Source organism: Pseudomonas sp. Pf153 (assembly GCF_001269775.1).
Lineage (GTDB): Bacteria > Pseudomonadota > Gammaproteobacteria > Pseudomonadales > Pseudomonadaceae > Aquipseudomonas > Aquipseudomonas uvaldensis.
The window spans coordinates 451,022-469,148 of record NZ_LHVL01000025.1 but is presented as its reverse complement, the minus strand read 5'-3'; the positions used below and the strand labels follow the sequence as shown (position 1 = coordinate 469,148).

Genomic DNA, 18,127 nt, shown 5'->3' with positions numbered 1-18,127 from the left:
CGGCCCGGTTCGGAGGTTAAGTGAGTTTTTTATCGTCACAAGCACGTCCATGGGGCGTAAAAGGAGCGATGCTCGATGACTGCTGAACACTCGACTGACTTGGCGTACAACCCGCACTTGCCACTGTCCCACGCCTTGTTGCTGCCACGTATCGCCATTGAGAACACCATGCCGGTGATCGACGGTGGGCAATTCGCCGCCAAGGTCGTCGCCGGGCGGGATGTGACCGTGACCAGCAAGGTCTTCGCCGACGGTCATGACAAGCTGGCCGTGCGGATCCGCTGGCGGGCGCTGGAGGATGAGGTCTGGAACAGCGAGGTCATGACCGACCTTGGCAACAACAGCTGGCGAGGCCAGTTCAACGTACCCGAACAGGGCCGTTACGTGTTCTGTATCGAGGCCTGGTTCGATCAGTTCGCCAGCTTCCGTTATGAACTGGAGAAGAAGTACGGCGCTGGGGTACCCATCAGCCTCGAATTGCAGGAAGGGCGCAACCAGGTGCAACTGGCCGCCGAGCGTAGCGACGGCGAATTGAGCGAGGAGTTGGCAGCGTTGCACCATGAGCTTTCGGGCCTGTTGCCCGAGGAGCAGGTGGCGCTGTTTCTCGCACCACGCAGTGCCGATCTCATGTCCTTGGCCGATCATCGACCCTACCTGAGCATCAGTCCCGAGTACCCGCTGGACGTAGAGCGCAAAGAAGCCGAGTTCGCCAGCTGGTATGAGCTGTTTCCCCGCTCGATAACCGACGATCCCAACCGTCACGGCACATTCAATGACGTGCATTCGCGCCTGCCGATGATCCGTGACATGGGTTTCGACGTGCTGTATTTCCCGCCGATCCATCCCATCGGTCGCAGCTTCCGCAAGGGGCCGAATAATTCCCTGACCGCCGGGCCCGACGATCCGGGCAGCCCGTATGCCATTGGCAGCGAGGAGGGCGGACACGAGGCGATCCACCCACAATTGGGCACCCTGGAGGATTTTCGGCGCCTGGTGGCGGCTGCCGCGGATCACGGCCTGGAGATCGCCCTGGACTTCGCTATCCAGTGTTCCCAGGATCACCCTTGGCTCAAGCAACATCCGGGCTGGTTCAGCTGGCGGCCGGACGGCACGATCAAGTACGCCGAGAACCCGCCGAAGAAATACCAGGATATCGTCAACGTCGATTTCTATGCGGCCGATGCCATCCCCAGCCTGTGGATGGAGCTGCGGGATATCGTGGTGGGCTGGGTCAACGAAGGCGTGAAGATGTTCCGCGTCGACAACCCACACACCAAGCCGCTGCCGTTCTGGCAATGGTTGATCGCCGATGTGAGGGCGCAGTACCCCGAAGTGATTTTCCTCGCCGAAGCCTTCACCACGCCGGCGATGATGGCGCGGCTGGGCAAGGTCGGTTATTCCCAGAGCTACACCTATTTCACCTGGCGCAATACCAAGGCCGAGCTGGCGACCTACTTCACCGAGCTCAACCAATCGCCCCTGCGCGAGTGCTACCGGCCGAACTTTTTCGTCAACACTCCCGACATCAACCCGGCCTTTCTCCATGAGTCGGGACGCCCGGGTTTTCTGATCCGCGCGGCGCTGGCGACCATGGGCTCGGGTTTGTGGGGCATGTACTCGGGGTTCGAGTTGTGCGAATCGGCGTCGGTACCGGGCAAGGAGGAATACCTTGACTCGGAAAAATACGAGATCCGCCCAAGGGACTTCACCGCGCCGGGCAACATCATTGCCGAGATCGCGCAGCTCAACCGTATCCGCCGTCAGAACCCGGCGCTGCACACCCATCTGGGTCTGAAAATCTATAACGCCTGGAACGACAACATTCTGTTTTTCGGCAAGCGCACGCCCGATGGCAGCAATTTTGTCCTGGTGGCGGTGAGCCTGGACCCGCACAACCCCCAGGAAGCGAATTTCGAGTTGCCACTGTGGGAAATGGGTTTGCCGGACGACGCCCAGACCCAGGGCGAGGATTTGATGAATGGACACCGCTGGACCTGGTACGGCAAATACCAGTTCATGCGCATCGACCCGGCCTACCAGCCGTTCGGGATCTGGCGGATCAGCGCGGCGTAAGGCTGTGCAACGAGAGATGCCAGCGAGGGCCTTTATGTAGAGGGGATGTATCCCCTCGCCACAAATGAGCCCTAGTGCCCCAACGGCCTTATTGAATTCATCAGGAGTTGCAAATGGCGAAAAAACCGCGGTCCGCCACATTCATCAAGGATCCGCTCTGGTACAAGGATGCGGTGATCTACCAGGTCCACGTCAAATCGTATTTCGATTCAAACAACGACGGCATCGGCGACTTTCCCGGGTTGATCGAGAAGCTCGACTACATCGCCGACCTGGGCGTCAATACCATCTGGTTGCTGCCATTCTACCCATCACCCCGGCGCGACGACGGCTACGACATCGCCGAATACCGTGGCGTCAGCCCGGACTACGGCACCATGGCCGATGCCCGGCGTTTCATTGCCGAAGCCCACAAGCGCAACCTGCGGGTCATCACCGAGCTGGTCATCAACCACACCTCGGACCAGCACCCGTGGTTCCAGCGCGCCCGCAAGGCCAAGCGGGGCTCGGCGGCGCGGGATTTCTACGTCTGGTCCGATGACGATCACAAATACGACGGCACGCGGATCATTTTCCTCGACACCGAGAAATCCAACTGGACCTGGGACCCGGTGGCCGGCCAATACTTCTGGCACCGCTTCTACTCCCACCAGCCCGATCTCAACTTCGACAACCCACAGGTCATCAAGGCCGTGTTGTCGGTAATGCGTTACTGGCTGGACATGGGCATCGACGGCCTGCGCCTGGACGCGATCCCGTATTTGATCGAGCGTGACGGCACCAACAACGAGAACCTGCCCGAGACCCACGATGTCCTCAAGTTGATCCGCGCCGAGATCGACGCCAACTACCCGGACCGCATGCTGCTGGCCGAGGCCAACCAATGGCCGGAAGACACCCAGTTGTACTTTGGCGATGTCGATGCCCAGGGCCTCAATGGCGACGAATGCCACATGGCGTTCCACTTTCCGTTGATGCCGCGCATGTACATGGCGCTGGCCCAGGAGGACCGTTTCCCCATTACCGACATTCTGCGCCAGACCCCGGAAATTCCCGCCAACTGCCAATGGGCGATCTTCTTGCGCAACCACGATGAGTTGACCCTGGAGATGGTCACCGACAAAGAGCGCGACTACCTGTGGAACTACTACGCCGCTGACCGGCGGGCGCGGATCAACCTGGGGATTCGTCGACGCCTGGCGCCGTTGATGGAGCGCGACCGTCGCCGTGTGGAGCTGCTCAACAGCCTGCTGTTGTCGATGCCCGGTACGCCGACCTTGTATTACGGTGACGAGATCGGCATGGGTGACAACATCTACCTGGGCGACCGCGATGGCGTGCGCACGCCGATGCAGTGGTCCATCGACCGCAACGGCGGCTTCTCCCGGGCCGACCCGGCCAGCCTGGTGCTGCCGCCGATCATGGACCCGCTGTACGGCTACCAGTCGGTCAACGTCGAGACTCAGTCCGGCGACCCGCATTCGCTGCTCAACTGGACGCGGCGGATGCTGGCGGTGCGCAAGCAATCCAAGGCGTTCGGTCGTGGCACCTTGAAGATGCTGTCGCCGAGCAATCGCCGGATTCTGGCCTATACCCGCGAATACACCGGGCCCGACGGCAAGCACGAAATCATCCTGTGTGTGGCCAACGTGTCCCGTAGCGCCCAGGCCGCCGAGCTGGATTTATCCGCTTATGCGGGCATGGTCCCGGTGGAGATGTTGGGAGGCAACGCGTTCCCGCCTATTGGCCAGCTGAATTTCCTGTTGACCCTGGCACCGTACGGTTTCTACTGGTTTGCCCTGGCGGCGGAAAACCAGATGCCGAGCTGGCATGTGGAACCGGCCCAAAGCCTGCCGGATTTCACCACGCTGGTGCTGAAGAAACGCCTGGAAGAATTGCTCGAAGCCCCGGCGCGCGCCACGTTGGAGCAAACCATCCTGCCGAGCTGGTTGCAGAACCGGCGTTGGTTCGCCGGCAAGGACAGTGCCATCGAGAAAGTCGACATCGTCTATGGCGTGCGCTTTGGCGAGCCACAGCATCCGGTGCTGCTCAGTGAAATCGACGTGACCAGCGCAGGGCAGACGCTGCGCTATCAATTGCCGTTCGGCCTGTTGGCCGAGGATCAGGTGGGGGCGGCGTTGCCGCAGCAACTGGCGCTGTCGCGGGTTCGCCGGGGTCGCCAGGTGGGGCTGATTACCGATGCGTTCAGCCTGGAAACCTTCGTACGGTCCGTGCTGCAAAACATGCAGGCCGGTACGGTGTTGCCCTGCACGGACGGTGAGCTGCGTTTCGAACCCACCGAAGGGCTGGCTGCGCTGAACCTCGGGGACGTGCCGGAGGTGCGTTACCTGTCCGCCGAGCAGTCCAACAGCTCGGTGGTAGTGGGCGGCAGTCTCGTCCTCAAGCTGATCCGCAAGGTCGCGTCCGGCGTGCATCCAGAGTTGGAGATGAGCGCGTACCTGACGGCGGCGGGCTTCAGCAATATCTCGCCGCTGCTGGGGGCGGTGATTCGCCGCGACGCCCAGGGCGAGGATGCGTTGCTGATGATTGCCCAGGGCTATCTGAGCAATCAGGGTGACGCCTGGGAATGGACCCAGAACAACCTGGAGCGGGCCTTGCGCGATGAGTTGGCCGATGCGGTCTCCGAGCAGGAGCAGCATTACAACGCCCTGGGCGAACTGAAGGATTTTGCCGGCATGCTCGGTCAACGCTTGGGGGAAATGCACCAGGTACTGGCCCAGGCCACCGACAATCCGGATTTCGCTGCGCAGAAAACCACTGCCAAGGATGCCCAGGCCATCGGTAAGGACGTGGCCGCCCAAGTGGAAAATGCTCTGCGCCTGCTTAAGCAGCACCAGGACCAATTGAACCCGACGGACCGGGCGATGGTCGCACGCTTGCTGGAACACAGGAAAACCGTTCTGGCCCATGTACAGGAACTCGCCGGCAAGGCTGCCGGTGGCTTGCGCATCCGCGTCCATGGAGATTTGCATCTGGGGCAAGTGCTGGTCATCAAGGGCGACGCTTACCTGATCGACTTCGAAGGCGAGCCGGCGCGGCCGTTGCATGAGCGGCGGGGCAAGCACAGCCCGTACAAGGACGTCAGCGGCGTGCTGCGCTCTTTCGACTATGCGGCAGCCATGGCGATTCACTTGCACACCGTCGACAGCACGGCCGATGCCGACGCGGCCCGGCAACGGGTAGCCAATCGTTATCTGGCAGAGGCCCGCCAGGCATTTGTCCAGGCATATAGGCTGGCGGCAGCTAGTCTTGCCCATGAGTGGAAGGATGCTGAAGGCGAAGACGCCGCGCTGGCGTTGTTCGGCCTGGAGAAGGCGGCCTATGAAGTGGCCTATGAAGCCGAGAATCGCCCCGCCTGGCTGCCCGTGCCGTTGCACGGTCTGTACGGGTTGTTGAGTGGGCTAAAACCCTTTTCCGACTTAGCCGGACCGAATTAGTGGAGAGAATCATGAGTGTCTCGAACAAGGATCCACAGGGGCAGGCCAAGGAGTCATTGCTGCCGTCCCTGCGTGACATCGACGCGTTGGTGCGCGCCGAACACCACGACCCGTTTTCCATCCTGGGACCTCACAGCGATGGTGCTGGCGGACAGTTTATCCGGGCGTACCTGCCCGGTGCCCTGAGCGTGCAGGTCGTCGCCCGTGACGGAGGTGAAGAACTGGGTGAACTGCAATTGACCGAAACACCGGGTCTGTTCGTGGGGCATTTCGACCGCGCCCAGGCCTACCTGCTGCGCACTCGCTGGGCCGGGGGCGAGCAATTGGCCGAGGACCCTTACAGCTTCGGGCCGTTATTGGGGGAAATGGACCTCTACCTGTTCGCCGAAGGCAATCATCGCGACCTCAGTTCCTGCCTCGGTGCACAATTGACCACCGTCGATGGCATCGAAGGCGTGCGCTTTGCCGTCTGGGCGCCGAATGCGCGGCGGGTCTCGGTGGTGGGGGATTTCAACGTCTGGGACGGGCGTCGCCATCCGATGCGCATCCGTTACCCGTCGGGCGTCTGGGAGTTGTTCATCCCCCGCCTGGGCGCCGGGGAAGCCTACAAATACGAAATTCTCGGTGCCCACGGCATCCTGCCCCTCAAGGCGGATCCGGTGGCGCTGGCCAGCCAGATGCCACCCGATACCGCTTCGAAAGTGGCCACGCCGTTGAAGATCGAGTGGCAGGACGATGAATGGATGCAGCATCGACGCGAGCGCCAGCTACCCGGCGCGCCGTTGTCGATCTACGAACTGCACGCCGGGTCCTGGCAATGCGAAATCGACGAGGCAGGGGAGGTGTCTCGCCAATACAACTGGCATGAACTGGCCGAGCGTTTGATCCCCTACGTCAAGGAGCTGGGCTTCACCCATGTCGAGTTGATGCCGATCATGGAGCACCCGTTTGGCGGTTCGTGGGGTTATCAACCGTTGTCGCAGTTCGCCCCGACGGCGCGTTATGGTTCGCCGGATGACTTTGCCGCATTCGTCAACGCCTGCCACCAGGCCGGCATCGGTGTGATCCTCGACTGGGTGCCGGCGCATTTCCCCACCGATACCCACGGCCTGGCCCAGTTCGACGGCACCGCGCTATACGAATATGGCAACCCGCTGGAAGGCTTCCACCAGGATTGGGACACCCTGATCTATAACCTGGGGCGTACCGAAGTCCATGGCTTCATGCTGGCTTCGGCGCTGCACTGGCTGAAGCATTTCCACGTTGACGGCCTGCGGGTAGATGCCGTGGCGTCGATGCTGTATCGCGATTATTCGCGCAAGGCCGGCGAGTGGGTGCCCAACCGCCACGGCGGACGCGAGAACCTGGAGGCCATCGACTTCTTGCGGCACCTCAACGATGTGGTGGCGCTGGAGGCACCCGGTGCCCTGGTCATCGCCGAAGAGTCCACCGCCTGGCCCGGCGTCAGCCAGAGCACGCAACAGGGCGGCCTGGGCTTCGCGTATAAGTGGAACATGGGCTGGATGCACGACTCGCTGCATTACATCCAGCAGGACCCGGTGTACCGCGCTCACCATCACAACGAACTGAGTTTTGGCCTGGTATACGCCTGGTCGGAACGGTTCGTCCTGCCGATCTCCCATGACGAAGTGGTCCACGGCAAACGCTCGTTGATCGACAAGATGCCCGGCGACCGTTGGCAGAAATTTGCCAACCTGCGGGCGTACCTCAGTTTCATGTGGGGCCATCCGGGCAAGAAACTGCTGTTCATGGGCTGCGAGTTCGGCCAGTGGCGCGAATGGAACCACGACCAGCAATTGGACTGGTACCTGACGCAATACGCCGAGCACCGTGGGGTGCAGCAACTGGTCAGCGATTTGAACCGCCTCTACCGCGAGGAGCCGGCGCTGCATGACCAGGACGATGCGCCGCAAGGCTTCCAATGGTTGATTGGCGACGATGCGATGAACAGCGTCTATGCGTGGCTGCGCTGGAGCAAGGAGGGACGGCCGGTATTGGTGGTCGCCAACTTCACGCCTGTGCCGCGCGAGAGCTACCGGGTCGGCGTACCGTTCGCCGGACGTTGGGTGGAATTACTCAACAGCGACGCCGACACTTACGCCGGTTCCAACTATGGCAACGGTGGCGGAGCCTCCACCGAGGAAGTGCCCAGCCATGGCCAGGCGCTGTCGCTGGAACTGAACCTGCCGCCGTTGGCGGTGTTGATCTTGCGGCCGGAGGGTTAGTTGCCGATGGCTGTGGTGGTCCTGAATCAGGATCACCACAGGTCCGATGTGGGAGCGGGCTTGCTCGCGAAGGGGGCCTGACAGCCACTGTCAATGTCGACTGTCACACCGCTTTCGCGAGTAAGCCCGCTCCCTATAGGGGGTGCGCAGGAGGTCGGGGGCCTTTTCAGCGCACCAGGCACGGCTGTTTGTTATTGAACGTCCAGCCTGGAATCAGGTACTGCATCGCCACCGAATCGTCCCGTGCCCCCAGGCCCATGCCTTTGTACAACTCATGAGCCTTGGCCAGTTGATCCGTGTCCAGCTCGATCCCTAATCCCGATTTTTTCGGCACTTGCACGCAACCCCCCTGGATCTGCAAAGGCGCCTTGGTCAGGCGCTGGCCGTCCTGCCAGATCCAGTGGGTGTCGATGGCGGTGATGTCGCCCGGCGCGGCGGCGGCCACGTGGGTGAACATTGCCAGGGAGATATCGAAGTGGTTATTGGAGTGAGAGCCCCAGGTCAGGCCCCATTCATTGCACATCTGCGCGACGCGAACGGAGCCCTGCATGGTCCAGAAGTGTGGGTCGGCCAGGGGAATGTCCACCGACTGCAAGGTGACCGCATGGCCCATCTCGCGCCAGTCGGTGGCGATCATGTTGGTGGCGGTTTTCAGCCCGGTGGCGCGGCGGAACTCGGCCATGACTTCACGGCCCGAATAGCCGTTCTCGGCGCCGCAAGGGTCTTCCGCATAGGCGAGGACTTTGTGCTGGTCACGGCACAAGCGGATCGCTTCCTTGAGCGACCACGCACCATTCGGGTCCAGCGTGATACGGGCCTGGGGAAAGCGTTCGGCCAGGGCAGTGACGGCCTCGATCTCTTCATCCCCTTTGAGCACGCCGCCCTTGAGCTTGAAATCCTGGAAGCCATAACGCGCATGCGCCGCTTCGGCCAGGCGCACCACGGCGTCGGCATCCAAGGCTTTTTCGTGACGGACCCGGAACCAGTCATTGTCGGCGTCCGGCTCACTGCGGTAAGGCAGGTCGGTCTGTTGACGATCGCCCACATAGAACAGATAGCCGAGCATCTTCACTTCGTCGCGTTGCTGGCCCTGGCCAAGCAAGGCCGCGACCGGTACGTCCAGGTGCTGGCCCAGCAGGTCCAGCAGCGCTGCTTCCAGGCCGGTGACGGCATGGATGGTGATGCGCAAGTCGAATGTCTGCAAACCACGGCCACCCGCATCGCGGTCGGCGAACGCCTGGCGAACGCTGTTGAGAATCTTCTGGTACGTACCGATGGGATTGCCGACCACCAGCGCACGAGCGTCTTCCAGCGTCTGGCGAATGCGTTCGCCACCGGGCACCTCGCCCACGCCGGTGCGACCGGCGTTGTCCTTGAGAATCACGATATTGCGGGTGAAGAACGGGCCATGGACGCCGCTGAGGTTCAGCAGCATACCGTCATGGCCGGCCACGGGCACGACTTGCATGCTGGTGATGATCGGGGCTTTGCTGGCTTCTTGTGGACTCATGTGTACTTATCCTTGAACGAATCGAATGTCAGACGTGGCTGGCCGCAGTGTCGGTCGGCGTCGTTGCGGATTTGGGCTTGGGTGTATTGCGTGCTGCGAAGACGATGATCGCGGCGATGATCGAAGTCGCTGCCAGGCCGTAGAGGCCGCCCTGGATCGAACCGGTGTGCTGCTCCAGCAGGCCGAACGTGGTCGGTGCGACGAACCCACCGAGGTTGCCCACGGAGTTGATCAGTGCAATCACACCGGCAGCGATCCGTGCGTCCAGGTAAGCCTGGGGAATCGGCCAGAACAGCGACGAGGCCGACTTGAATCCGAGTGCCGCGAAGCAGATGGCGACGAACGCGAAGATCGGCCCGCCCGTAGTGGACAAGAACATCCCGGTCGCTGCGATCAGCAGGGCAGTGGCCACCCAGGCCTGTTGGAATTTCCATTTGGCGGACATCGAAGCGAAGGCGTACATGCCAACGATGGACAGCAGCCAGGGGATGGAGTTGAACATCCCGACCTGGAGGTCGCTGAGTTCGCCCATCTTCTTGATGATGCTCGGCAGCCAGAACGTGGCGGCATAGATCGTCAATTGAATGAAGAAGTAGATCAGGCAGAACAGGATGATCTGACGATCCTTGAGCAACTGGCCGATGGACAGTTTGATCGGCGTGGCCGCTTCGCGTGCCCGTTGTTCATCGTCGATGGCCTTGACCAGGGCGTCCTGCTCATCGCGGTTGAGCCATTTGGCATCGTGAGGCTTGGAGTCCAGCCAGAACCAGACGAAGGCGCACAGGCACACCGAGAACATCCCTTCGATGAAATACATCCACTGCCAGCCGTGCATGCCCAGGCCGTTGATCTGCAACAGCAACCCGGACAACGGGCCGGAGATCAGCGAGGCGATGGCCGAGCCGCTGAGGAAAATGGCGATGGCCTTGCCGCGCTCAGCGCCGGGTAACCAGCGGGTGAAGTAATAGATCACGCCAGGGAAGAAACCGGCCTCGGCCACGCCCAGCAGAAAGCGCAGGATGTAGAAGTGGGTTTCGTTCTGGATGAAGGCCATGGCTGCCGCCACCAGGCCCCAGGTGAGCATGATGCGAGTCAGCCAGATACGGGCGCCGATTCGTTGCAGGAGGATGTTGGACGGGACTTCGAACAGCGCATAGCCGATGAAGAACAGGCCGGCGCCAAAGCCGTAGGCCGCGGCACCGATCCCCAGGTCGTGCTCCATGTGCGTGCGCACGAAGCCGATGTTCACTCGGTCGATGTAGTTGACGATAAACATGATGACGAACAGCGGCAGGATGTGGCGCTTGACCTTGGCGATGGCCGACAGCAGCACCGGATCCGCGCCGGCATTTGCCTGGAGGCTGGATGTGTTCACTGGTATTTCTCCCACTCGTTATTTTTATGCGGGGCATCGCACAATGCGTGTCGATGTTGATAGACATCATACAACCTGATTTTTTTCGATGACAAGGGCTTTTTGATCACGATTGGATCGGATGGTTGAAGTTCTTATACCTTTGTTTGCTGGGTTTTTTGGCGAATTTTTTATTTATAGTGGGGCGCTGAAGGAGATGTTGGCTGCTATGCACGACGTCAATAAGGCCGCAAAAAACAAACAGTGATGAGTGTTGTCATACAAGTTGGCGCTTCAAGCATGCATACTCCAGTGGGCGCTGGTGATAGGATCTCAGGTCTGTATCCGAGGAAATTCTGGCGATGCCGCAAGACACCGACGCGCCCCTGCGCAAACGTACCCATAACCTGGCCCATGAGCTGGTGGCAAAGCTCAGCCAGAGCATCTTGCTGGGTCAGTTGAAACCGGGGCAGAAGCTGCCATCGGAAGGCGCCATCGTGCAGGAGCATGGCGTCAGCCGCACGGTGGTGCGCGAGGCCATTTCCAAACTGCAGGCTTCAGGGCTGGTGGAAACCCGGCATGGCATCGGTACCTTCGTGCTGGAGCAAACCGGCGAGCCGGGGCTGCGTCTCAATGTCGACACGGCGGCTGGCGTGCGGGGGATTCTGGAACTGCGGCTGGGCCTGGAAACCCAGGCGGCGGCCCTGGCGGCCCAGCGCCGCAGTGAGCGCCAGTTGCAGCAAATGCGCCAGGCGCTGGATGACTACCAACGGCTGCTCAGCAACAACGACAGTTGCGTGGAAGCCGACCGGCGCTTTCACCTGCTTATTGCCGAGGCGACGGACAACACCTGTTTTGTCGAAATCATGCAGCACTTGGGCAGTGCAATGATTCCGAGGACCCGGGTGAACATGGCAGAGCGCGGCCAGGCGGACCTGGGGAAACTGGCGCAGTTGGCCAACCTGGAACACGAAGCGATTTTCAACGCCATCAAACGGCAGGACCCCGACGCCGCCCGCGCCGCCATGTGGTTGCATCTGACCAACAGCCGCGACCGGTTTGGTGCCAGGTCCTGAGATCCTCTGTGGGAGCGGGCTTGCTCGCGAAAGCGGTGGGTCAGCTTGCATCGATACTGAATGTAATGGCCCTTTCGCGGGCAAGCCCGCTCCCACAGGGCAAGTTCTCGGATAAAACAACAGGCAAAAAAAAACCGGCGCAACCCAAGTTGCGCCGGCGCTGTTGCCGATGGCTGTGCGGCTATTCGTGGGGCCGCACGGCCACCGTTGAACCCGCTTCTGTCAGGCCCGTTCCAGTGCCAGGGCCACGCCTTGTCCACCGCCGATGCACAGTGTCGCGAGGCCCTTCTTGGCGTCGCGCTTGATCATCTCATGCAGCAATGACACCAGCACCCGGCAACCGGACGCACCAATCGGATGGCCCAGGGCAATGGCGCCGCCATTGACGTTGACCTTGTCCATGTCCCACTTCAGTTCCTTCGCCACCGCCAATGACTGGGCGGCGAAGGCTTCGTTGGCTTCGATCAGGTCAAGTTGCTCCAGCGACCAACCGGCCTTGTCCAGGCAGCGGCGAGTGGCCGAGACCGGCCCGATGCCCATGATGGCCGGGTCGACGCCGGCGTTGGCGTAGGCGCTGATTTTCGCCAGTACTGGCAGGCCCAACACCTTGGCTTTTTCCGCACTCATCAGCACGACGGCCGCTGCGCCATCATTGAGCGAGGACGCATTACCGGCGGTCACGCTGCCGTCTTTCTTGAAGGCAGGCTTGAGCTTGGCCAGGGATTCGGCGGTGGTGCCGGCCCGAGGCTGTTCGTCGATGGCGAATGCCACGGGATCGCCCTTGCGCTGAGGAATCAGGATCGGTGTGATTTCATCGGCGAAGCGACCGCCTTCGATGGCTGCAACGGCCTTCTGTTGAGACGCGGCGGCAAAGGCATCCTGCTCTTGGCGACTGATGCCGTACTGGTCCACCAGATTCTCGGCGGTGATGCCCATGTGGTAATCGTTGAATGCATCCCATAGGCCATCGGTGATCATGCTGTCGATCATCTGCGCGTGGCCCATGCGCAGGCCGGTGCGCGCAGCCGGCAACACGTAGGGGGCCAGGCTCATGTTTTCCATGCCGCCGGCGATGATGACGTCGGCGTCGCCGCAGCGGATCGCCTGGGCCCCGAGGTGCAACGCCTTGAGGCCCGAGCCGCAGACCTTGTTCAGCGTCAGCGCCGGGACGGCGTGGGGCAGGCCGGCGAGGATCGACGCCTGGCGGGCCGGATTCTGCCCTGAGCCGGCGGTCAGTACCTGGCCGAGGATGACTTCATCGACCTGCTCGCCGGACAGCCCGGTCTGTTCCAGCAGGCGACGGATCACCGCTGCCCCGAGCTCCGGCGCGGGGATGGAAGCCAGCGAACCCTGGAAACTGCCGATAGCGGTACGGGTAGCGGCGACAATCACGACTTCTTGCATCGAATCTCTCCTCACTGGGCAGCGAACTGCATTTCAGGGACGTGGTCCGGCACGATCAGTTTGCCGGCGGTCTTGGCGACGATTTCCTCGACGCTGACGCCTGGGGCGCGTTCCTTGAGGATGAAGGCTCCGTCCTGGATTTCCAGGTAGGCCAGGTCCGTCAGTACACGCTTGATGCAACCGGCGCCGGTCAGTGGCAGGGTGCAACGTGGCAGCAGTTTCGACTCGCCGTCCTTGGACGCGTGGGTCATGGTGACGATGATGTTTTCGGCACCGGCCACCAGGTCCATGGCGCCGCCCATGCCCTTGACCAGCTTACCGGGAATCATCCACGAGGCAATGTTGCCCTGCACATCCACCTCGAACGCGCCGAGCACGGTCAGGTCGATGTGACCGCCGCGGATCATGGCGAACGATTCGGCCGACGAGAAGATCGAAGCGCCGATACGCGCGGTGACGGTCTGCTTGCCGGCGTTGATCATGTCGGCGTCGACTTCGGCTTCGGTCGGGAACGCGCCCATGCCGAGCAAGCCGTTTTCCGACTGGAGCATGACCTCCATGCCTTCGGGGATGTAGTTGGCGACCAGGGTGGGGATGCCGATGCCCAGGTTCACGTAGTAGCCGTCCTGCAGTTCGCGGGCGACGCGTTGGGCCATTTGTTCGCGGGAAAGTGCCATGGTGTTATTCCTTCATTCGGGCCGGGGGCAGAGGATCACTTGCGTACTGTGCGTTGCTCGATGCGCTTCTCGAACGTGCCGCAGATGATCCGGTCGACGTAGATGCCTGGGGTATGGATCTGCGTCGGGTCCAGTTCGCCGGGCTCGACGATTTCCTCGACTTCCACCACGGTGATCTTGCCCGCCGTTGCGGCCAGCGGGTTGAAGTTCTGAGCGGTATGGCGATAGACCACGTTGCCGAAATGGTCGGCTTTCCAGCCTTTGACGATGGCGAAATCGCCGGTAATGGACTCTTCCATCAAGTATTGGCGACCGTGGAATTCACGGGTTTCCTTGCCTTCGGCCACGGGGGTGCCGACGCCGGTTGCAGTGAAGAAAGCCGGGATGCCCGCGCCGCCGGCGCGCATTTTCTCCGCGAGGGTGCCTTGGGGCGTGAGCTGGACTTCGATTTCGCCACTGAGCAATTGCTGCTCGAAGAGAGCGTTTTCACCCACGTAGGAAGCGATCACCTTGCGTATCTGTCGGTCTTCCAGCAGCACCCCAAGGCCGAAACCGTCGACGCCGCAGTTGTTGGAAACCACGGTGAGGTCGCGAATGCCCTTGCGCTTGATCTCGGCGATCAGGTTCTCCGGAATGCCGCACAGGCCGAAGCCGCCGGCGATGACGGTCATGCCATCCTTCAAGCCTTCCAGCGCTTCTTCATAAGAGCTCACGCGTTTGTCGAAACCTGCCATAGACACCTCTTTTATTCTTGATGGGGTCGCAATGAAACGCAGTGTTGCGTCAAGTCATATATTTGTTAAGTTGATTTTTAAGGTAGATTGATTGGTAAAACTCAATAATTGAATGGGAGCTCAGCGCCAATGACCCTCAAGCAGATCCGCGCCTTTCTCGCCGTGGCCCAGAGCCTGAGTTTTGCCGTGGCCGGCGAGCGGTTGCACCTGTCCCAATCCGCCTTGAGTCTGACCATCAAGGCGTTGGAGGATGGCCTGGGTGGCCGCCTGTTCAGCCGCAACACCCGCAATGTGGCGCTGACCCCCGAAGGCGAATCCCTGTTGCCGCTGGCACGACGGTTGATTGCCGACTGGGATAACGCCGAGGATGAAATGCGTCAGCGCTTCACCCTCCAGCGAGGCCGCGTGACACTGGCGGCGATGCCGTCGTTTGCCGGCAATCTGCTGCCCCCGATCCTGAAGACTTTCCGCGTCCGCTATCCGAACGTCAACGTCACAGTCAACGATGTGATCAACGAACAGGTATTGGAGATGGTGCGTGATCGCCACGTCGAACTGGGCGTTGCGTTCGAGCCGATGCAGGGCTCGTCCCTGGCATTTACGCCGTTGTACCTGGACCGTTTCGTCGCGGTGGTGCCGTTGGATTCTCCTCTGGCCCACCGCAGCGAAGTTCAGTGGCAGACGTTACTTGAGCAGCCGTTCATCACCCTGCAACGGCCCTCCACCGTGCGGGTGATGCTGGAAGAGCATCTACAGGCCCGGGGCATGAAGTTGCCGGTGGAGTTCGAAAGCCACCAGTTGGCGACGGTCGGGCGCATGGTCGCCAGCGGGTTGGGAGTGAGCGCGGTGCCAGCGCTGTGTGTCGGGCAGATGCATGAGTTGGGAGCGCGTTGCATCACCCTCAGCGATCCGGTGGTCGAGCGGGCCATCGGTGTGTTGACCAAACCGGGGCATGAATTATCAGCGGCGGCGCAGGCGTTGTTCGACACATTCAGGGATCAGCAGTTGGGCGTACAACTAACCAGAGGCTGAGCACCGTCCCCCACAGGGGATCTGCGGTGATCATCAGGTTCCGCGCTCGGCGAGCAACGGCAACACCCGTTCGCAAGGCTCTTCCACCTTCAGATCGAGCAACTCATCTGCCCGGGTCTTGCCCTGATTGATCGCCAGCAGTGGCTTGCCTTGGTCCTTGATCGCACGGCATAAGCGAAACGCCGACCAGGCCATCAGCGACGAACCCACCACCAGCAAACCGTCCGCCGACTCGACGGCTTGGGTGGCGCGGGTGGCGGTGGGGGCTGCGACGTTTTCGCCGAAAAACACTACGTCGGGCTTCAGACGATCACCCTCGCAGTGAGGGCAGCGGGGCACCTGGAAGCGTGCTTCGAATGTCGGATCCAGCAGGGTATCGCCGTCGGGCGCCTGGGTTGCGTCGATGCCGGCCAGGTAAGGGTTTTCAGTCTCCATCAGTTTCTGGATCTGCTGGCGTTCGCTGCGCTGGTTGCAATCCAGGCACAGCACACGGTGCAGGCTGCCATGGAGTTCGATCACGTCCCGGCTGCCGGCCCGGTCATGCAGGGTGTCGACATTCTGAGTGAGCAGGTGGGTGATGCGTTGCTGTGCCTGCAACACTGCCAACGCCTCATGAGCCGCGTTCGGCCGGGCCTGTTGCAGGCGCGGCCAGCCGAGCATCGCCCGGGCCCAGTAGCGCCGTCTCGCTTCGGGCCTGGCGAGGAATTCCTGGTACATCATGGGTTGCCGTCCCCGTCGTACACCGTCGCTGTCCCTGTAGTCGGGGATGCCGGAGGGGGTGCTGATCCCCGCTCCGGTGAGCACCAGGAAACGGCGTCCGGTCATTTGAGCCTGTAGCTGATCGATCGGTTCGAGGTGCAGATCGTCGGGCATCTGTGTTCTCCATTGTCCTGGAGCGGTTGAGATTAGCACTGGGTTTGGCGTGTGGTCGCTCACGACGCCTTTCGTCGCCCTGGGCCAACGTTGCTTCAAACTTTCTTCCTGCCCGGAACATCCACCTCTATGTGCGGTACTTCAGAACCGTCGCGCTGCAATGCTGTGCGACCACGGGTAAGGAGAAGGAAATGGCAACGCCTAAAGAGAACCTGCTGGACTGGCTCAACGACGCCCATGCCATGGAGCAGCAAGCGGAGAAGATGCTCAAGGCCCAGGCCGAGCGCCTGGAACATTACCCGGTACTCAAAGCCCGGATCGAAGAGCACCTCCAGGAAACCCTCGGGCAACAGAAACTGGTCGAGCAATGCATCCAGCGCTTGGGCGGCAGCACTTCGATGCTCAAGGACATGGCCGGCAAACTCATGGCCTTCGGTCAGGCGGTCGGTGGCATGACGATGAGCGATGAGGTGGTCAAGGGCGCCATGAGTGGCTATGTGTTCGAGAACCTGGAAATTGCCTCCTACACGGTGCTGATCGAAGCGGCGAAAGTGGCCGGCGACGTCGAAACGCAGCGGGCCTGCGAACAGATCCTGCCCCAGGAAATCGCCATGGCCGATTGGCTGCGCGACCATCTGCCGGAAATTACCCAAGCGTTCCTCGAGCGTTCGGCAAATCCGCATACCGAAGCCAAGCGCTGAGATAACAAAAAGCGCTCGGCCATGTCCGGGCGCTCCCTGAACTTGCCAGGAAGAGAAGAGGTATGAAGCAGACCACCGGTGAGGTGCGGGCCATCAATCGACAGAGCGCGATGGCGGGGGTGTACGTCACGGAACAGGATGGCCACACCGTGCTTGAACTGCGTTCGGCCCAGGACATCGATATCGGCGACATTCTCGAATGGGACAGTGGCGACGCCCTGGGCAGCCAGCCCTATCGCAATTTGACCAAGGGCTGGAGCGCCGAGGTGTATGTGGTCAAGCACGGCGTTGCGGCCGCCAACCTGGAAGTCCGGTTGCTGGTGGGTTCTTGAATGGGGCCATGAAGCGTACCCAGGAGAAGGAGCATGAGCGAATCGAAATTGAAATGCGGCTGTCCCGATTGTCAATGCGAGGTCGACCCACAACGGGTGTTCAATCACGACGGTGAGGCATATTGCTGTCAGGCCTGTGCGGAACAACACCCCAACGGCGAGCCTTGTCCATCGCCCGATTGCCACTGTGAGCGCAGCGGCAAGGTCGATGAGCGGGACATCACCAATAACCAACTGGACGATGCGCTGGAGGAAACGTTTCCGGCCAGCGATCCGATTTCTCCGTGAGCATTTTTATCCGGGTATCGGCGACAGGGTATCCGGACACCGCAAGCCGGTCAGTGCGGTGGTGCAGGACAACACCGGCAGCCCGCGAGTTTTGGCTTCCTGGAACGGCGCGAGGCCAGGGTGACGAGACCGGTGCAATGGGGTGCCGGCGCCGCCCGACCTTTGGCAGACGGCGTGGAAAGACACGCACTGTTTTTTATTCGGCGGATTGATAGACAAACTTCTTGTGGGAGCGAGCAAGCTCGCTCCCACAAGACAGTGTCTGATTGTCGAAAAGTTTAAAACTATTTATCGAATGCCGTTTGTTCAATAGGGTGTGCTTATGCAGTGGCTTTATTAAATAAACGTGAACTCGATGGCGTCGACCGT

At 61.2% G+C, this 18,127-nt stretch carries 15 protein-coding genes; 9 read left to right on the top strand and 6 right to left on the bottom strand.

Features of this window, described 5'->3' with window-relative positions; genetic code table 11:
• Positions 1–75 precede the first annotated feature (75 nt).
• From AD666_RS17265 to glgB, 3 genes are all read left to right on the top strand, one after another.
• A complete protein-coding gene (locus AD666_RS17265; protein WP_053154453.1) occupies positions 76–2,073 on the top strand; it encodes an alpha-1,4-glucan--maltose-1-phosphate maltosyltransferase in 1,998 nt (665 codons plus the stop codon).
• Between the two features lie 113 nt (positions 2,074–2,186).
• Positions 2,187–5,531 (top strand): maltose alpha-D-glucosyltransferase, encoded by a 3,345-nt coding sequence (treS, locus tag AD666_RS17260; RefSeq protein WP_053154450.1) that lies wholly within the window; start codon positions 2,187–2,189, stop codon positions 5,529–5,531.
• 11 nt (positions 5,532–5,542) lie between these two features.
• Entirely contained in the window at positions 5,543–7,777 is a 2,235-nt protein-coding gene (glgB, locus tag AD666_RS17255) for a 1,4-alpha-glucan branching protein GlgB (protein WP_053154447.1), read from the top strand.
• A gap of 166 nt (positions 7,778–7,943) precedes the next feature.
• On the opposite strand, the gene gudD is transcribed toward glgB, so the two are convergent.
• Positions 7,944–9,287, bottom strand: coding sequence for a glucarate dehydratase (gene gudD / locus AD666_RS17250; RefSeq protein ID WP_053154444.1), 1,344 nt, complete (start codon positions 9,285–9,287; stop codon positions 7,944–7,946).
• Positions 9,288–9,315: 28 nt separating this feature from the next.
• Positions 9,316–10,662, bottom strand: coding sequence for an MFS transporter (locus tag AD666_RS17245; RefSeq protein ID WP_053154441.1), 1,347 nt, complete (start codon positions 10,660–10,662; stop codon positions 9,316–9,318).
• Between the two features lie 121 nt (positions 10,663–10,783).
• Between AD666_RS17245 and AD666_RS26810 the strand changes: the two genes are divergently transcribed.
• Both AD666_RS26810 and AD666_RS17240 read left to right on the top strand, forming a co-directional pair.
• Positions 10,784–10,909, top strand: coding sequence for a hypothetical protein (locus AD666_RS26810; RefSeq protein WP_256222689.1), 126 nt, complete (start codon positions 10,784–10,786; stop codon positions 10,907–10,909).
• 94 nt (positions 10,910–11,003) lie between these two features.
• Positions 11,004–11,717 (top strand): FadR/GntR family transcriptional regulator, encoded by a 714-nt coding sequence (locus AD666_RS17240; protein ID WP_053154438.1) that lies wholly within the window; start codon positions 11,004–11,006, stop codon positions 11,715–11,717.
• 222 nt (positions 11,718–11,939) lie between these two features.
• Here the strand turns inward: AD666_RS17240 and AD666_RS17235 are convergent, their stop codons facing one another.
• From AD666_RS17235 to AD666_RS17225, 3 genes are read right to left on the bottom strand one after another with little or no spacing between them, the layout of a single operon-like run.
• The gene (locus AD666_RS17235) at positions 11,940–13,121 is read right to left on the bottom strand and encodes an acetyl-CoA C-acetyltransferase (protein ID WP_053154435.1); all 1,182 of its coding nucleotides are present in this window, start codon (positions 13,119–13,121) and stop codon (positions 11,940–11,942) included.
• A gap of 11 nt (positions 13,122–13,132) precedes the next feature.
• Positions 13,133–13,798 carry a CoA transferase subunit B gene (locus tag AD666_RS17230; protein ID WP_053154432.1) on the bottom strand — a complete coding sequence of 222 codons (666 nt, stop codon included), beginning with the start codon at positions 13,796–13,798 and terminating at the stop codon, positions 13,133–13,135.
• Positions 13,799–13,833: 35 nt separating this feature from the next.
• The gene (locus tag AD666_RS17225) at positions 13,834–14,532 is read right to left on the bottom strand and encodes a CoA transferase subunit A (RefSeq protein WP_053154429.1); all 699 of its coding nucleotides are present in this window, start codon (positions 14,530–14,532) and stop codon (positions 13,834–13,836) included.
• A gap of 129 nt (positions 14,533–14,661) precedes the next feature.
• Between AD666_RS17225 and AD666_RS17220 the strand changes: the two genes are divergently transcribed.
• Complete coding sequence (locus AD666_RS17220) at positions 14,662–15,564, top strand: LysR family transcriptional regulator (protein ID WP_053154426.1); 903 nt, start codon at positions 14,662–14,664, stop codon at positions 15,562–15,564.
• Between the two features lie 33 nt (positions 15,565–15,597).
• On the opposite strand, the gene AD666_RS17215 is transcribed toward AD666_RS17220, so the two are convergent.
• Entirely contained in the window at positions 15,598–16,437 is an 840-nt protein-coding gene (locus tag AD666_RS17215; protein ID WP_053154423.1) for an NAD-dependent protein deacetylase, read from the bottom strand.
• A 191-nt stretch (positions 16,438–16,628) separates the two neighbouring features.
• On the opposite strand from AD666_RS17215, the gene AD666_RS17210 reads away from it, so the two are divergent.
• The 3 genes from AD666_RS17210 (at position 16,629) to AD666_RS17200 (ending at position 17,758) form a co-directional block, all read left to right on the top strand.
• The gene (locus AD666_RS17210) at positions 16,629–17,138 is read left to right on the top strand and encodes a ferritin-like domain-containing protein (RefSeq protein ID WP_053154420.1); all 510 of its coding nucleotides are present in this window, start codon (positions 16,629–16,631) and stop codon (positions 17,136–17,138) included.
• A gap of 62 nt (positions 17,139–17,200) precedes the next feature.
• The gene (locus AD666_RS17205) at positions 17,201–17,470 is read left to right on the top strand and encodes a hypothetical protein (protein WP_053154417.1); all 270 of its coding nucleotides are present in this window, start codon (positions 17,201–17,203) and stop codon (positions 17,468–17,470) included.
• 33 nt (positions 17,471–17,503) lie between these two features.
• The gene (locus tag AD666_RS17200; protein ID WP_053154414.1) at positions 17,504–17,758 is read left to right on the top strand and encodes a metallothionein; all 255 of its coding nucleotides are present in this window, start codon (positions 17,504–17,506) and stop codon (positions 17,756–17,758) included.
• Positions 17,759–18,127: the final 369 nt, after the last annotated feature.

What these genes read in the sequence shown, in the direction of transcription:
- AD666_RS17265 (WP_053154453.1), top strand. Translation starts at nt 76, where the DNA reads ATGACTGCTGAACACTCGACTGACTTGGCGTACAACCCGCACTTGCCA.
- treS (WP_053154450.1), top strand. Translation starts at nt 2,187, where the DNA reads ATGGCGAAAAAACCGCGGTCCGCCACATTCATCAAGGATCCGCTCTGG.
- glgB (WP_053154447.1), top strand. Translation starts at nt 5,543, where the DNA reads ATGAGTGTCTCGAACAAGGATCCACAGGGGCAGGCCAAGGAGTCATTG.
- gudD (WP_053154444.1), bottom strand. Translation starts at nt 9,287, where the DNA reads ATGAGTCCACAAGAAGCCAGCAAAGCCCCGATCATCACCAGCATGCAA.
- AD666_RS26810 (WP_256222689.1), top strand. Translation starts at nt 10,784, where the DNA reads ATGGTTGAAGTTCTTATACCTTTGTTTGCTGGGTTTTTTGGCGAATTT.
- AD666_RS17240 (WP_053154438.1), top strand. Translation starts at nt 11,004, where the DNA reads ATGCCGCAAGACACCGACGCGCCCCTGCGCAAACGTACCCATAACCTG.
- AD666_RS17235 (WP_053154435.1), bottom strand. Translation starts at nt 13,121, where the DNA reads ATGCAAGAAGTCGTGATTGTCGCCGCTACCCGTACCGCTATCGGCAGT.
- AD666_RS17230 (WP_053154432.1), bottom strand. Translation starts at nt 13,798, where the DNA reads ATGGCACTTTCCCGCGAACAAATGGCCCAACGCGTCGCCCGCGAACTG.
- AD666_RS17225 (WP_053154429.1), bottom strand. Translation starts at nt 14,532, where the DNA reads ATGGCAGGTTTCGACAAACGCGTGAGCTCTTATGAAGAAGCGCTGGAA.
- AD666_RS17220 (WP_053154426.1), top strand. Translation starts at nt 14,662, where the DNA reads ATGACCCTCAAGCAGATCCGCGCCTTTCTCGCCGTGGCCCAGAGCCTG.
- AD666_RS17215 (WP_053154423.1), bottom strand. Translation starts at nt 16,437, where the DNA reads ATGCCCGACGATCTGCACCTCGAACCGATCGATCAGCTACAGGCTCAA.
- AD666_RS17210 (WP_053154420.1), top strand. Translation starts at nt 16,629, where the DNA reads ATGGCAACGCCTAAAGAGAACCTGCTGGACTGGCTCAACGACGCCCAT.
- AD666_RS17205 (WP_053154417.1), top strand. Translation starts at nt 17,201, where the DNA reads ATGAAGCAGACCACCGGTGAGGTGCGGGCCATCAATCGACAGAGCGCG.
- AD666_RS17200 (WP_053154414.1), top strand. Translation starts at nt 17,504, where the DNA reads ATGAGCGAATCGAAATTGAAATGCGGCTGTCCCGATTGTCAATGCGAG.